The sequence below is a fragment of the Microbispora sp. H10949 genome (assembly GCF_014161435.1).
In the GTDB taxonomy this organism is placed as follows: Bacteria; Actinomycetota; Actinomycetes; order Streptosporangiales; family Streptosporangiaceae; genus Microbispora; species Microbispora triticiradicis.
Window position 1 is genome coordinate 682,937 of record NZ_JABBWZ010000001.1, and the last position, 13,484, is coordinate 696,420.

At 74.2% G+C, this 13,484-nt stretch carries 15 protein-coding genes; 6 read left to right on the top strand and 9 right to left on the bottom strand.

What is annotated here, in order from left to right:
* The first annotated feature begins 1 nt into the window (after position 1).
* The 4 genes from HHX40_RS03050 (at position 2) to HHX40_RS03065 (ending at position 3,355) form a co-directional block, all read left to right on the top strand.
* On the top strand, positions 2-1,051 hold the full coding sequence (locus HHX40_RS03050; protein ID WP_259403206.1) for an urease accessory protein UreF: 1,050 nt from the start codon (positions 2-4) through the stop codon (positions 1,049-1,051).
* Between the two features lie 78 nt (positions 1,052-1,129).
* Positions 1,130-1,969, top strand: a complete 840-nt coding sequence (gene ureG / locus HHX40_RS03055) for an urease accessory protein UreG (RefSeq protein WP_182879309.1) — start codon at positions 1,130-1,132, stop codon at positions 1,967-1,969.
* Positions 1,966-2,736, top strand: a complete 771-nt coding sequence (locus HHX40_RS03060; RefSeq protein ID WP_310737922.1) for an urease accessory protein UreD — start codon at positions 1,966-1,968, stop codon at positions 2,734-2,736. Before ureG ends, HHX40_RS03060 begins: the two co-directional genes overlap by 4 nt.
* A gap of 139 nt (positions 2,737-2,875) precedes the next feature.
* Positions 2,876-3,355, top strand: a complete 480-nt coding sequence (locus HHX40_RS03065; protein WP_182879310.1) for a hypothetical protein — start codon at positions 2,876-2,878, stop codon at positions 3,353-3,355.
* Between the two features lie 46 nt (positions 3,356-3,401).
* Here the strand turns inward: HHX40_RS03065 and era are convergent, their stop codons facing one another.
* From era to HHX40_RS03105, 8 genes are all read right to left on the bottom strand, one after another.
* Positions 3,402-4,313, bottom strand: a complete 912-nt coding sequence (era, locus tag HHX40_RS03070; protein WP_182879311.1) for a GTPase Era — start codon at positions 4,311-4,313, stop codon at positions 3,402-3,404.
* 1 nt (position 4,314) lies between these two features.
* The gene (locus HHX40_RS03075) at positions 4,315-4,650 is read right to left on the bottom strand and encodes a cytidine deaminase (protein WP_182879312.1); all 336 of its coding nucleotides are present in this window, start codon (positions 4,648-4,650) and stop codon (positions 4,315-4,317) included.
* Positions 4,647-5,477 (bottom strand): hypothetical protein, encoded by an 831-nt coding sequence (locus tag HHX40_RS03080; protein ID WP_182879313.1) that lies wholly within the window; start codon positions 5,475-5,477, stop codon positions 4,647-4,649. Before HHX40_RS03080 ends, HHX40_RS03075 begins: the two co-directional genes overlap by 4 nt.
* Positions 5,478-5,727: 250 nt before the next feature.
* Positions 5,728-8,064, bottom strand: a complete 2,337-nt coding sequence (locus HHX40_RS03085) for a BTAD domain-containing putative transcriptional regulator (RefSeq protein WP_182879314.1) — start codon at positions 8,062-8,064, stop codon at positions 5,728-5,730.
* 39 nt (positions 8,065-8,103) lie between these two features.
* Positions 8,104-9,399 carry a hemolysin family protein gene (locus HHX40_RS03090; RefSeq protein WP_310737923.1) on the bottom strand — a complete coding sequence of 432 codons (1,296 nt, stop codon included), beginning with the start codon at positions 9,397-9,399 and terminating at the stop codon, positions 8,104-8,106.
* Positions 9,396-9,866: an rRNA maturation RNase YbeY gene (gene ybeY / locus HHX40_RS03095; RefSeq protein ID WP_111697200.1), complete on the bottom strand. Its 471-nt coding sequence runs from the start codon at positions 9,864-9,866 to the stop codon at positions 9,396-9,398. The genes HHX40_RS03090 and ybeY overlap by 4 nt, the downstream gene beginning before the upstream one ends.
* 28 nt (positions 9,867-9,894) lie before the next feature.
* Positions 9,895-10,917: a PhoH family protein gene (locus HHX40_RS03100; protein WP_111697201.1), complete on the bottom strand. Its 1,023-nt coding sequence runs from the start codon at positions 10,915-10,917 to the stop codon at positions 9,895-9,897.
* A gap of 59 nt (positions 10,918-10,976) precedes the next feature.
* Complete coding sequence (locus tag HHX40_RS03105) at positions 10,977-11,321, bottom strand: histidine triad nucleotide-binding protein (RefSeq protein WP_310737924.1); 345 nt, start codon at positions 11,319-11,321, stop codon at positions 10,977-10,979.
* Positions 11,322-11,568: 247 nt separating this feature from the next.
* On the opposite strand from HHX40_RS03105, the gene HHX40_RS03110 reads away from it, so the two are divergent.
* Both HHX40_RS03110 and HHX40_RS03115 read left to right on the top strand, forming a co-directional pair.
* The gene (locus tag HHX40_RS03110; protein ID WP_111697223.1) at positions 11,569-12,048 is read left to right on the top strand and encodes a SigE family RNA polymerase sigma factor; all 480 of its coding nucleotides are present in this window, start codon (positions 11,569-11,571) and stop codon (positions 12,046-12,048) included.
* The gene (locus HHX40_RS03115; RefSeq protein WP_182879316.1) at positions 12,045-12,722 is read left to right on the top strand and encodes a hypothetical protein; all 678 of its coding nucleotides are present in this window, start codon (positions 12,045-12,047) and stop codon (positions 12,720-12,722) included. The genes HHX40_RS03110 and HHX40_RS03115 overlap by 4 nt, the downstream gene beginning before the upstream one ends.
* Positions 12,723-12,747: 25 nt before the next feature.
* On the opposite strand, the gene HHX40_RS03120 is transcribed toward HHX40_RS03115, so the two are convergent.
* The gene (locus tag HHX40_RS03120) at positions 12,748-13,482 is read right to left on the bottom strand and encodes a 16S rRNA (uracil(1498)-N(3))-methyltransferase (RefSeq protein ID WP_182879317.1); all 735 of its coding nucleotides are present in this window, start codon (positions 13,480-13,482) and stop codon (positions 12,748-12,750) included.
* Positions 13,483-13,484 lie beyond the last annotated feature (2 nt).

Genomic DNA, 13,484 nt, shown 5'->3' on the forward strand with positions numbered 1-13,484 from the left:
GATGGACGGCATGCGCGGAGACCCGGCGGCACTGCTGCTGCTGGCCGACTCCCGGCTGCCCGCGGGCGGGCACGCCCATTCGGGCGGGGTGGAGGAGGCCGTGCGGCTCGGCACGGTCACCGACGTCGACGACCTCGCGCGGTTCCTGCGCGGCAGGCTCGCCACCGCCGGCCTCGTGACCGCGGCCCTGTCCGCCGCCGCCTGCGAACTCGCGGCCGGCGAACCGGATGTCGTCGGGAGGGCCGGCGGGACGGCCGCGGCCGGTTCGCCGGCCCCGCCCGTCCGGCCGTACGCCATGGACGCGTCGTGGCGGACGGGCGGCAACGGCGGGCCGGGTGCGGCGGCGTCCGAGGTCGCGGCGGCGGAGGACCTCCGCCGGCGGCTGTGGCGGCGGCTGGACGACGAGGCCGACGCGCGGACCGCGTCGCCCGCCCAGCGGGAGGCCGCACGGACCCAAGGGCGGCTCCTGCTGCGCACCGCCCGCCGGTTGTGGCCGTCGCCGGCCCTGGAGACGCTGGCGCGGGCCATCCCGGAAGGTCCGCATCACCCGATCGCGCTGGGCGCCGCCGCGGCGTCCGCGGGCTGCGAGCCCCAGCAGGCCGCGCTGGCCGCCGCCTACACCTCGGTGACGGGCCCGGCCACGGCCGCGGTGCGGCTCCTCGGCCTCGATCCGGTCACCGTCCACCGGCTGCTCGCCGACCTCGCGCCGGCGCTCAACGACGCGGCCCACGCCGCCTGCGCGTCCCTCATGGACACGGTCCTGACGGACACGACGCTCACTGACACAACCCTCACGGACCCGGCACTCACGGACGCGGCACTCGACGACACGACACCGGCGGGCCCGGCTCTGAGCGGCCCGGCTCCGAGCGGCCCGGCGGGCATGGACGCCTCGCCTGGCAGCGCCGGTCCTCCGCCGGGCGACGCGCCCGGATCCGCCCAGACGGGATGGCGAGGAGGCTGGGCGGGGCTGCCCGGGCACAGCGCGCCGGCCCTCGACCTCCTCGCCGAAGGACACCTGGCCAACCCGATGAAGCTCTTCGTCTCCTGACACCTCCCGAGACGTCCCCCGACGTCGCCGACCGGGCCGCGACCCACGCCGCGGCTCACGAGCAGAAGGGTCCAGATCATGGGCGCCTACCACGACGACCTCCACGACGCGGCCGAGCCGGACGGGCGGGCGCTCCGCCTCGGCATCGGCGGCCCGGTCGGCAGCGGCAAGACGGCCCTGGTGGCGGCGTTGTGCCGCAGCCTCGGGCCCTCCCTGCGGCTCGGGGTCGTGACCAACGACATCTACACCACCGAGGACGCCGACTTCCTGCGCCGGACGGGGGTGATCGACCCCGAGCGGATCCAGGCGGTGCAGACCGGCTGCTGCCCCCACACCGCGATCCGCGACGACATCGCGGCCAACATCGACGCGGTCGAGACGCTGGAGGAGCGGTTCGGGCCGCTCGACCTGGTGATCGTCGAAAGCGGCGGCGACAACCTCACCGCGACCTTCAGCCGCGGCCTGGCCGACCGGCAGATCTTCGTGCTGGACGTGTCGGGCGGCGACAAGGTGCCGCGCAAGGGCGGGCCGGGGGTGACGACGGCCGACCTGCTGGTGATCAACAAGACCGACCTCGCGCCGATGGTCGGCGCCGACCTGACCGTGATGTCCCGCGACGCGGCGGCCGTACGGGAGGGCAGGCCGGTGCTGTTCACCTCGATCAGGGAGGACAGGAGCGCGCACATGGTCGCGCAGTGGGTGACCGACATGGTCGATGTCTGGCGTCACGACCACGGCGTCGCCCACCACCACGGCCTCTCCGCGCACGGTTCCTCCGCGCGGCGTGTCCCGGAAGACGTCTCCCCCGATGGAGGCGCCGCAGACGGGATATCCGTCGACGGGGTCGCCGCGGACGACGTCGCGCCGGAGCGGAAGGAGCACGGGGAGCAGCAGTCGCGTCCCGTCACCGCGCCGTGAGCACGGCGGCGGCGGTCACCGCGCGGGCGCTGATCAGGACGAGCATGGCCGACGGCGGCGGCACCCGGCTGGAGACCCTGCGGTCGGACCCGCCGCTGACCCTGCGCAGGACCGGCCCGCGCCGGGTGCATCTGGTCTCGACGGGCGCCGGTCCCCTGCGGGGCGACCACCTCGATCTCGGCGTGGACGTCGCGCCGGGCACGTCGCTGGAGGTGTGCTCGGTGGCCGCCACGCTGGTGCTGCCGGGCCTCGCGGAGGCCCCCTCGGTCATGCTGGTGCGGGCGCGGGTGGGGGCCGGCGCGACACTGCGCTTCTCCCCCGAGCCGACGGTGCTCGCCGCCGGGTGCTCCCACCGCCTCGTCGTACGGCTCTCGCTGGCGGAGGACGCGACCGTCCTGTGGCGCGAGGAGATCGTGTTCGGGCGGCACGGGGAGCGGCCGGGCCGCTGCCACGCGAGGTTCGACGCCACCGTCGCCGGACGTCCCCTGCTCCGGCAGAACCTCGTGATCGGCGAGGAGACCGTGGACGGCAGCCCGGCCGTCTACGGAGACGCCCGGTGCGTCGGCTCCACCCTGGTCGCGGGCCCCGCGTGGCGGCCCTCGGCCGGGGACAAGCGGGAGCGGCGGGCGGTGGTCGGAGAAGGCTGGGCCGCGCTCCCGCTCGCCGGTCCCGGCGTGCTGGTCTCCGCTCTGGGCGCGGACGCGGTGCAGCTCAGGCGGCGGCTCGAACACGGCGAGGACGCCGCCGCGTCACACGCGACCGGCTGAACGCGCCCACAGCTGAACCGTGCCCATGGACCTGCCCACAGCTGAAGCGCGCCCCCGGCCACCTCGTCCCCGCCGAATCTCCGCCCGGGACCGCACCCGATCTCCGCATCGGGCGGCGCCGGGCCGTAGCCTGGTGATCGTGCCGGAACCCACGCCGCATTCCACCCCCCGACCGCACCGCACGAGCGTCGCCGGCGCCCTGCGGGCCGCCGGAGTGATCGCCGCGGGATTCGTGCTGGCCGTCGCCGCACTGCTCCCGTGGGCCGGGCTCACGGCCGAGTTCGGCGTGATCGACGCGTCGCTCACCGCCGTACGCGGCGTCGACGAGGGCCCCGGGTGGGTGGTCCTGGGCGCCGGGATCGCCGCGATGCTCCTCGGCGTCCTCGGCGCGATGCGTAACTGGCTTTTCACCGGGCTGGCGATCCTGCCGGGCGCGGTCGCGGCGTTCGCGCTGGCGATGTTCCTCGCCGATCCGCGCGACCTGGTGAGCCGGCTCGACTTCCAGGTCTCCGGACTGCTCCGGGTGCACCCGACGGTCCAGTACGGCTGGTTCGCCGGCCTGCTGGCCTCCGTCGCGCTGGCCGTGCTGGCCTGCGCCGCGCTGCTCCGCCGCCGCTGACCACGCCGCCGACCATGCCGCCAGCCACCGCACGCGGGCGGCGGGATCAGTCGTAGAAGCCGAGCCGGCGCAGCTGCTTGGGGTCGCGCTGCCACTCCTTGGCCACCTTCACCCGGAGGTCGAGGTAGACCCGGGTGCCGAGCAGGGCCTCGATCTGCTGCCGGGCACGGGTGCCCACGTCCTTGAGCCGGGCGCCGCCCGGGCCGATGACGATCGCCTTCTGGGACTGCCGCTCGACGAACATGTGGGCGTACACGTCGAGCAGGTCGTCGCGGCCCTCCCGGGGGTTCATCTCCTCCACCATGACCGCGATCGAGTGGGGCAGCTCGTCCCGCACGCCCTCCAGCGCCGCCTCGCGGATCAGCTCGGCGACGAGCACCTGCTCCGGCTCGTCGGTCAGCTCGCCGCCGGCGTACAGCGGGGGCGACTCGGGCAGCCGCTCGATCAGCACGTCGGCGAGGACGCCGAGCTGCTCGCCGCTCTGCCCGGACACCGGGACGATCTCGGCGAACTCGGCCAGCGCGGACACCGCGAGAAGCTGGTGCGCGATCTGCTCGCGGGTGGCGAGGTCGCACTTGGTCACGACGGCCACGACCGGGGTCTTCTTGACCGCGGCGAGCTTCTCGACGATGAACCGGTCGCCCTTGCCGATGGCCTCGTTGGCCGGGACGCAGAACCCGATGACGTCGACCTCGGTGAGCGTGGACAGCACCAGGCTGTCGAGCCGCTCACCCAGCAGGGTGCGCGGACGGTGGAAGCCGGGGGTGTCGACGATCACCAGCTGGGCGTCCGGCCGGTGGACGATGCCGCGGATGGCCCGCCGCGTGGTCTGCGGCTTCGACGACGTGATCGCCACCTTGGTGCCGACCAGTGCGTTCATCAGCGTCGACTTGCCGACGTTGGGCCGGCCGACGAAGCAGGCGAAGCCCGCGCGGAAACCGCTGGGTTCGGCGTTCACGTCAGATGTACCGGCCCTTCAGCGAGCCGTCCGGGGCGGCCAGGAACAGCGTGCCGTTGCCCATGTCCTCGACGACGGAGACGTCCTGCTCGCCGGGTTCGTCGGCCTCGCTGACGATCGCCGCCGCCTCCAGCGACTTCGCGCCGCTGGACACGGCCATGGCCACGGCCACCTGGAGGGCCGAGAGGCGGAGCGAGGGCAGCGTCACCGTCGTCGCGGCGTACGTGCGGCCCGTCTCGTCACGCACCGCGGCGCCCTCCGGAACGCCCGCGCGTGCCCGCGCCGACCTGGCCAGCGTGATGATTTTGGTGTCCTCGGGGTCCAGCGTCTCTGTCACCCGTCAAGCGTACCGACCTCCCGGACGAGCAACCGGGCCAGTTCGGCCGTACGGGCCGGGTCGGGCGGGGTCAGCCCCGCGTGCACGAGCGTGATCAGCGTGTGGCCGGAGCGGGCGACGACCAGGTGCATGCGGTAGGGGTAGCCGCCGGCCCTGCCCGTCAGCCCGCGGGCGGCGGCGTCGGGACCGCCGATGCCCGGCAGCGGTACCGGCGAGGCCTTCAGGCGGTCGTACGGCGTGCCCGCGTCGGCGGTCGCGCAGCGGATCAGGGCGGCGCGCAGCACGTCGAGGTGCTGGGCCGCCTCGTTCCCGTCGTAGACGGCGAGCCCGACGCCGGCCAGTTCGCCGAGGTGCGGCCCGTCGTACGTGGCGGCGGTCACGGCGGCGGCGCCACCGAGGCCGTCACGCGGAGGCCTGCCCGCCGCGGCGTCGAAGAGGGTGCGGCAGGCGCTCGCGCGGGGGCGGAACGGCGCCCGCCAGGGCGCCCGCGCGTGGCTGAAGAAGCCCTCGGGAAGATCCCGCATCGTCCCCAGCACGCCCCTCAGACGCCCCGTGCTCCGCGCCGCCATGGCGTCCCGCGTGGCCCGCACGCCCGTGCCCCGGGTCGCCGGCGCGCCCGCGTCCCGGATGGCAAGGGCGTCCTGAGTGGCACGGGCGTCCCCGGTCGCACCCGCGTCCGACGTGGCTCGCGCGCCCGCACTGTCCGTGGCGAGGCCGCCGGTCGTCCGAGGAGAATCGCCGGTGGCCCGCACGGTGGTGTACGTCGCGACGCTGGGCCCGGCGGCGAGGGCCAGGAGGCCCGCGACTGCCGCGTGGACGATCCGCATGTCCGCCTCCCCGCCGCTCGGGCGCGTTGCCGGAGGTTGTCCTTCCCCGGACCGGAAGCGGGTAATCACTTTGCGTAACCGATACGGGGCTTCCACCTCGGAAGGTGAAAGCCCCGCACCGCTTACGGATCCCCCACGAGAGTTGCCGGTGCGCCGCGAACCCCTCCCGGAGCGCCGGTCTCCCTATGAGGCGCCCCGAACCCCTTCTGGGCGCCTGGGACAACAATGGCAGGGCGCACTTGCAAGCCGCTTAAAGAAGGCTTGCACCCGTCGGCGGGCTCTGCGTCTCCCGCAGCCGGTCACGGGCCACCGAGGCGTAGTCTCTGGCGGGCCGCGCCCCCTGGCCCCGCGTGAGCCCGCTCTCCCGCCGCGCGTAGCGGAGGTCGGCCCGCTCGGCGGCGGTCAGGGCGTACCGCGCCGCCCGCACCGGATCGCCGCCCAGCGCGTGGTGGTGCGCGAGCGCCGCCGCCTCGTCCGGGCGCAGCCGTTCGAGCACCGCCGCCACCCGGGCGTGCGTACGGGCGCGGCGCAGCCGCGGCATCGCGCCGTACACGGTGTCGCGGAGGACCGGGCTGGCGAAGCGAAGCCCGCCACCGCCGGGTTCGACCAGCAGCCCGGCCAGGAGCGCCGCCTCGGCCGCGTCAATCACAGCGTCCTCACCGCCGCCGTGGACGGCCGCGAGCACGTCGAGGTCCACGCCCCTGGCGTGGGCCCCCGGGACCTCGGCGTCGAGCACCGCCGCCTCGCCCAGCACCGTGCGCACCCGGGCGGGCAGGACGGCGAGGCGCGCCGCGAGCACGTCGCGAACTCCGGCGGGAACGGTCGTCAGGGCCGCCGCCTCGCCCTCGGCCGCGATCAGGCGCGCGGTCTCCCGGAGGAAGAAGGGGTTGCCCCCGGTCCGCGCGGCGACCGCGGTCAGGGCCGGGCGGGTGACCGGCACGCCGGCGACGGCGGTTACGAGGCCGGCGGCGGCGCCGGGCCGCAGGCCGCGCAGGGCGATCCGGAGCGGTTCGCGCCGGGCGAGCGCCGCCATCGTCCCGGCCAGCCGGCCCGCCTCCTCCTGCCTGAAGGTGCAGACGACGGTGACGGCCGCGCCGGCCGTCTCCGCGACGACCTCCACGAGGGTGTCCAGCGTCTCGCGGTCGGCCCGGTGCAGATCCTCGACGACGAGCATGATCGGCGCCTCGGCGGCCGCGGCGCGCAGGTGGGCCGCGACCGCCCGCCGCCCGTGGAACCCCTCGCCCCGCACGCTCCCGGCCCGCACGCTCCCGGCCGTCTCGAACGGCACGGCCGTCGTGAGCGTACGGAGGATCTCGGTCCAGGCCCAGCCGGGCGGCGCGCCCCGGGTCGCCGGGCAGCGCCCGATCGCGACCCGCGCGCCCTGCCCCGCCCGGACGGCGGCGGCCTCCTCGACGAGCGCGGTCTTACCCATGCCCGCCTCGCCGCTGACGAGCGCGACGCCCTCGGACCGGTCCAGCAGAAGCGACAGCTCGCTCCGCCGCCCGAAGAGCCGGACGCGGCCCTCCCCGCCTCCGGGCACCGCCGTGAGAGCCGTCGCGGGGCCCGCTGTGGAGATCTCCAGGAGAACCGCTCCATCGGCCACCGTGGGGACCGCTCGCGGCGCCGCCGCCGCGGAGGCCGCTCCGGGCGGTTCCGTGGACGTCGCCGGCGGCACCGCCGCCGCACCGGGCTCGGCGGGGGTGACACGCGGCCCGGTCTCGCGCGTCGCGATGCCGCGGACGGGGATGTCGCCCACGGGTAGGTCGCGCGCGAGACGGGGGCGTGCCGACTGGTCGTCCCAGCCGGCCGTACGAGCCGGGCCGGGCAGGTCCAGCTCGGGGGAATGGGCGAGGATGCCGGCCTCCAGGCGGCGCAGCGCGGGACCGGGATCGACGCCGAGCTCCGCCACGAGCATGCGGCGGGCCTCGCGGAGCGCGGCGAGCGCGTCGCCCTGCCTGCCCTGCCGGTAGAGCGCGGTGGCGAGCAGCCGCCAGCCCTCCTCACGCAGCGGGTGCTCGGCGAGGTGGGCGCGCAGATCCGCGATCACCGAGCCGGGCGTGCCGAGCGCCATCACCGCCGAGGCCCGCTGCTCGACGGCCGTCGCCCGAAGCTCGTCGAGCCGGGCGATCTCGTTGAGCGCCCAGTCCGCCGACGCGAACTCCAGGTACGCCGGGCCCTTCCACAGGGCGAGCGCCTCCTCCAGCACGGCGACCGCGGCGGCGGCGTCACCGTCGAGCAGCCGCCGGCTGCCCTGCCGCACCAGGTCCTCGAACCGCCAGGCGTCCACGTGCTCGGCGCGCAGGGCGTACCCCGGGGGCACGGTCACCAGGAGCCTGGCGGGCGTGCGGATCGTCCGCCGCGGCTCCAGGGCCCGGCGCAGGTGGGAGACGTACGTCTGGATGGAACCGGCGGCGCCCGGAGGCGGCTGGTCCCGCCACAGGTCGCTGATCAGCCGCCCGACGGGCACGACCTGGCCCCGGGCGACCAGAAGGCGCCCGAGCACCGAGCGCTGACGAGGGCCGCCGAACTCGATCGGCCCGTCTTCGCCGATGGCTTGAAGCGCTCCAAGTACGGAGAAGACCGCCATGGGGGGCACACTACAAGGCCGGATATTTCCAGACCAGATTCACCCGTGGTCGGCGCTCGCGGCCACGACCTCGTCGCCGGGAGCGGGCTCCTCACGGCGTACGACGACGGTGCTGATCCGGTTGCGGCGTCCCGCGAGGTTCTCGGCGGTCAGGCGCAGGTCGCCGATCACGGCCTCGGAGCCGGCGATCGGCACCCGGCCCAGGGCGTGCGCCAGCAGGCCGCCGACCGTGTCGACGTCCTCGACCTCGATGTCGGTGCCGAACAGCTCGCCCAGCTCGCCGGCCGGGAGCCGCGCGGTCACCCGGGCGGCGCCGTCGTCGAGCCACTCGATCCGCGGGGTCTCCTGGTCGTACTCGTCGGCGATCTCCCCGACGATCTCCTCGATCACGTCCTCGATCGTGACGAGGCCGGCGGTGCCGCCGTACTCGTCGATGACGATGGCGAGGTGGATCTGCCGCGCCTGCATCTCGCGCAGCAGCTCGTCGATGGGCTTGCTCTCCGGCACGTACGTCGCGGGGCGCATGAGCTCGTCCACCCGGACGCCGTCGTCGCCGGTGTCCTGTATGCGGCGGACGATGTCCTTCAGGTAGGCGATGCCCACCACGTCGTCCTCGTTCTCCCCGACGACGGGAACGCGGGAGAAGCCGCTGCGCAGCGCCAGCGAGAGCGCCTGGCTCAGCGTCTTGCCCCGCTCGATGAAGACCATGTCGGTGCGCGGGACCATGACCTCGCGCACCAGCGTGTCGCCCAGCTCGAAGACCGAGTGGATCATCTCGCGCTCGTCGGGCTCGATGACCCTGCGCTGCTCGGCGAGGTCGACCAGGTCGCGCAGCTCCGCCTCGGAGGTGAACGGCCCCTCCCGGAAGCCCTTGCCGGGGGTGAGCGCGTTGCCCAGCAGGATCAGCAGCTCGGGCAGCGGTCCGAAGATCTTGGTCAGGCCGTACACGACCGGCGCGCTCGCCAGGGCGACGGGCTCGGCGTGCTGGCGGCCGAGCGTACGCGGCATGACCCCGACGATCACGTAGCTCACCAGGATCATGGCCACGGCCGCCCCGGCGTACGCCTGGCCGCGGTCGCCGAGCCAGTCGATGAACAGCAGCGTCGCGATCACCGTGGCGACGAGCTCGCAGCTCAGCCGCAGCAGGAGCACCAGGTTGAGGTAACGCGGGGGGTCGGCGACGATCGTCTGCAACCGCACCGCGCCGCGCCGCGCCTCCTTGACGAACTCCTCGGCCCGTACGCGGGAGATGCGGGTCAGCGCGGTCTCCGCGCTAGCGAGGAGGCCGCCGACCACGATGAGGACGACGGCCGAGATCAGCCAGCCGTTGTTCACGGCTTCCGCCGCACCTCCCGCCAGGCGCCGAGGAGCTCGTCCTGCAGCCCGAACATCTCGGCGTGCTCCTCGGGCTCCGCGTGGTCGTAGCCCAGCAGGTGGAGGATGCCGTGCGTGCACAGCAGCTCCAGCTCGTCCTGGGCGCTGTGCCCGGCCTCGGCGGCCTGCTTCTCGGCCACCTGCGGGCACAGCACCACGTCGCCCAGCAGCGCGGGGTCGGGGGACGCGTCCTCGTCCCGCCCGGTGTTGGGCCGTAGCTCGTCCATCGGGAAGGCCAGCACGTCGGTCGGGCCCGGCTCCCCCATCCACTGCTCGTGCAGCTCGGCCATCGCCCCCGCGTCGATCACCAGGATCGACAGCTCGGCCAGCGGGTTAATCCCCATCCGGCCCAGGACGTGCCCGGCGAGCTCGACGAGTGCCGTCTCGTCGACCTCGACGCCGGACTCGTTGGCCACCTCGATGCTCACGGGGTCTCCTCACCCGCCATGGTCGTGCTCACCGCCGGTTGTTCCGCGGCCGCTTGTTGATCGCCCGTGGCTCGGAGGCCACCGCGGCGTCGTATCGGCCGTAGGCGTCGACGATGTCGCTCACCAGCTTGTGCCGGACCACGTCCGCGCTGGTCAACCTGCTGAAATGGATGTCCTCGATGCCTTCGAGGATCTGCTGGACGACCTTGAGGCCGCTGTCCTGACCGCCGGGCAGGTCGATCTGGGTCACGTCGCCGGTGACCACGATCTTCGAGTTGAACCCGAGCCGGGTCAGGAACATCTTCATCTGCTCGGGCGAGGTGTTCTGCGCCTCGTCCAGGATGATGAAGGCGTCGTTGAGCGTGCGCCCGCGCATGTAGGCGAGCGGCGCGACCTCGATCGTCCCGGCCGCCATGAGACGGGGGATCGAGTCGGGGTCCAGCATGTCGTGCAGCGCGTCGTACAACGGCCGGAGGTAGGGGTCGATCTTCTCGTAGAGCGTGCCGGGCAGGAACCCGAGCCGCTCCCCCGCCTCGACGGCGGGGCGGGTGAGGATGATCCGGTTGACCCGCTTGTTCTGCAGGGCCTTCACGGCCTTCGCCATCGCCAGGTACGTCTTGCCGGTGCCGGCGGGGCCGATGCCGAAGACGATGGTGTGACTGTCGATCGCGTCGACGTACCGCTTCTGGTTGACCGTCTTCGGGCGGATGGTCCGGCCCCGGGAGGACAGGATGTCCAGGGACAGGACCTCGGCCGGGCGGTCGGTGGCCATCCGCAGCATGTGGATGCTTCGTTCGACGGCGTCGGGGGACAGCTCGGCACCCGAGCGGATCAGCTCCGTCAGCTCCTCGAAGAGGCGGACGACGACGCCGCTCTCCTCGGGACTGCCGGTGATGGTGATCTCGTTGCCCCGTACGTGGATGTCGGCGCTGAAAGCGCCCTCGATGACCCGCAGCAGCTCGTCACCCGACCCGAGGAGGCTGACCATCGGCTGCCCCTCGGGGATGACTACCTTGGCCTGGGTCTGGCTGATGTGCTGTGACTCGGACATGGGCGGCCCTTGCGGCCCTGATCGCCTCCTCGGTTCCCTCTCATGCTACTAGGGCGTCCCTAGCCCGGGGGCCAGGTGAGGCTCCGGCCGCCGAGCACGTGCGCGTGCACGTGGAAGACCGTCTGCCCGGCGCCCGTCCCGGTGTTGAACACCACCCGGTAGCCCGGCTCGGCCACACCCTCCTGGACGGCCACCGCGTGGCAGGCCGCGAGCAGGTCGTCCGCGAGGCCGTCGTCGGCCGCGGCCAGGGCGGCGGCGTTCTCGTGATGGGCCTTGGGCACGACGAGGACGTGTGTCGGGGCCTGCGGGTTGATGTCGCGGAAGGCGAGCGCCCGCCCGGTCTCCAGGACGATGTCCGCCGGGATCTGCCTGGCCACGATCTTGCAGAATAGGCAGTCGGTCACGCGCCTCACCCTAACGGTCGCCGACGACGATTGATGACGGCAATGATCCTCGCGGCTACTGTGGTTGTGCGAGACTTCACCAGACAACCCCCCTAGTGTCGCGCGAGGACACCGCTGGGCCATGCCCTCTAATGATTCGGAAGAACGTAAACCCCCCGGGGATGACGAGCGTCCTATTGACGTGACCACCGAGACCCTCGTGGCCGACAGGTCGTTGGGGACGGTGCCCGTCGGGTGGGATGCCGACATGGCCGTGACGGCGCTCTACAGCGCTCACTATCGGTCACTGGTGCGTCTCGCGGTGCTGCTGGTCCGTGACGTGGCCAGCGCGGAAGAGGTCGTTCAGGACGCCTTCGTCGCTCTGCATGGAGCGTGGCGGCGCCTGAGGGACACCGACAAGGCACTGGCCTACCTTCGCCAATCGGTCGTGAACCGCTCGCGTTCGGTGCTGCGGCACCGCGCGGTCGTCGAGAAGTACGCCCCGAAGGGCCTGCCGGACGCCCCGAGCGCCGAGAACGGCGCGATCGGCGAGCTCGAACGCTCGGCCGTCATCGAGGCGCTCCGCGGCCTGCCCACCCGGCAGCGCGAGGCGCTGGTGCTGCGATACTACGGCGACCTGTCGGAGGCCGAGATCGCGCACGCGATGGGCATCAGCAAGGGCGCGGTGAAGAGTCACACGGCCCGCGGCATGGCCGCACTACGCATGGCACTGGAGCAGTTCTCATGACCTTCCCGCCCGACGACGAGTACGGCGAGTCGCTCCGCCGTGCCCTGCGCGCGGAGGCGGACTCGGTCGTGCCGTCTCCCGAAGGACTCGACATCATCCGCCGGCGCATCGACCAGCGGGGCCTGCGCGGCCTGCGGAACGTGCTGTGGCTGCGGGTGGGCGCCGCGGCCGCCGGAGCCGTTATCGCGGCGGGCGCGGTCGTGATGCTCGTCCCAGGCCTGCGTGAGCAGGTCGCCGACCGCACGGGCATCGCGCAGCTGGGTGACACCCGCGAGGAGGACCCGCAGAGCTCGACCGTGACGCGCCCGCCCGCCGGAGGGGCCGCCTCGCGGCCCGGAGTGGTGATCATCGTCACCACCAGCCCGAGCCCGTCACACGGGCGGACCAGCCCGTCCCCGACGCACCGTCCGGGCTCGGCCACCAGGCCGTCGCCGTCGCCGTCCGACCCCTGCGCGTCGCCCCCGGCACGGGCCGGAGTGGTCGACCCCGACCCGCCGACCCTGCCCGCGACGTGCCCGCCGGTCCAGACGACGCAGCCCGCGCCGCCGCAGGCCACGCACACCGCCGCCCCCTCGTCGGCTCCGCCCACGGCGACCGCCACGCCCTCGGCCACTCCCAGCGCCCCGCCCACGGAGACGGCCACGCCCTACTCGGCCGAGACCCCCACCCCCTGACGGCCTCTCCCGGCGATCACGGTCCTCACCAGCGGCCGCAGCGGGCCAGGAGGACGGCCGCCGCGGCCACGCCCGCCGTCGAGGTGCGCAGCACGGTGGGGCCGAGCAGGGCCGGTACGGCTCCCGCCGCGCGGAACCCGGCGATCTCCTCGTCGGTGACGCCGCCCTCCGGGCCGACGATCACCAGGATGTCGCCGGGGACGTCCGGCAGCGTGAGGCGGCTCAGCGGCTCGGCGGCCTCCTCGTGCAGCACGACCGCGAGCGCCGCCGCCGAGACGAGCGAGCAGACCCGCGCGGTCGTGGCCTGCTCGGTCACCTCCGGCAGGTGGAAGCGGCGGGCCTGCTTGGCCGCCTCGCGCGCCGTGCTCCGCCAGCGCGCGAGCGACTTGCCGGCCCGGTCGCCCTTCCACTGCGTGACGCAGCGGGCGGCGGCCCAGGGGACGATCACGTCCACCCCGGCCTCGGTCATCATCTCGACCGCGAGCTCGCCCCGGTCGCCCTTGGGCAGCCCCTGCACGACCACCAGCCTCGGCCGCGGGGGCGGCACCTCGTAGCGGCGCAGCACCGCGGCGGTCAGCGCGTCCTTGCCGGCCGACGTCACCGTGCACTCGGCCACCCGGCCCGCGCCGTCGGTGAGGTCGACCCGCTCCCCCGCCCGCAGGCGGCGCACCGACGCGGCGTGCCGCCCCTCGGGCCCGTCGAGGACGATCGTGTCCCCGGTCTCACCGGCCGCCTCCGACAGGAACACGGGAACGCTCACGG

Bases quoted from the DNA above. Each gene is read 5' to 3' on its own strand.
- HHX40_RS03050 (WP_259403206.1), top strand. From the start codon at position 2: ATGGACGGCATGCGCGGAGACCCGGCGGCACTGCTGCTGCTGGCCGAC.
- ureG (WP_182879309.1), top strand. From the start codon at position 1,130: ATGGGCGCCTACCACGACGACCTCCACGACGCGGCCGAGCCGGACGGG.
- HHX40_RS03080 (WP_182879313.1), bottom strand. From the start codon at position 5,477: ATGCGGATCGTCCACGCGGCAGTCGCGGGCCTCCTGGCCCTCGCCGCC.
- HHX40_RS03085 (WP_182879314.1), bottom strand. From the start codon at position 8,064: ATGGCGGTCTTCTCCGTACTTGGAGCGCTTCAAGCCATCGGCGAAGAC.
- HHX40_RS03100 (WP_111697201.1), bottom strand. From the start codon at position 10,917: ATGTCCGAGTCACAGCACATCAGCCAGACCCAGGCCAAGGTAGTCATC.
- HHX40_RS03110 (WP_111697223.1), top strand. From the start codon at position 11,569: ATGGCCGTGACGGCGCTCTACAGCGCTCACTATCGGTCACTGGTGCGT.
- HHX40_RS03115 (WP_182879316.1), top strand. From the start codon at position 12,045: ATGACCTTCCCGCCCGACGACGAGTACGGCGAGTCGCTCCGCCGTGCC.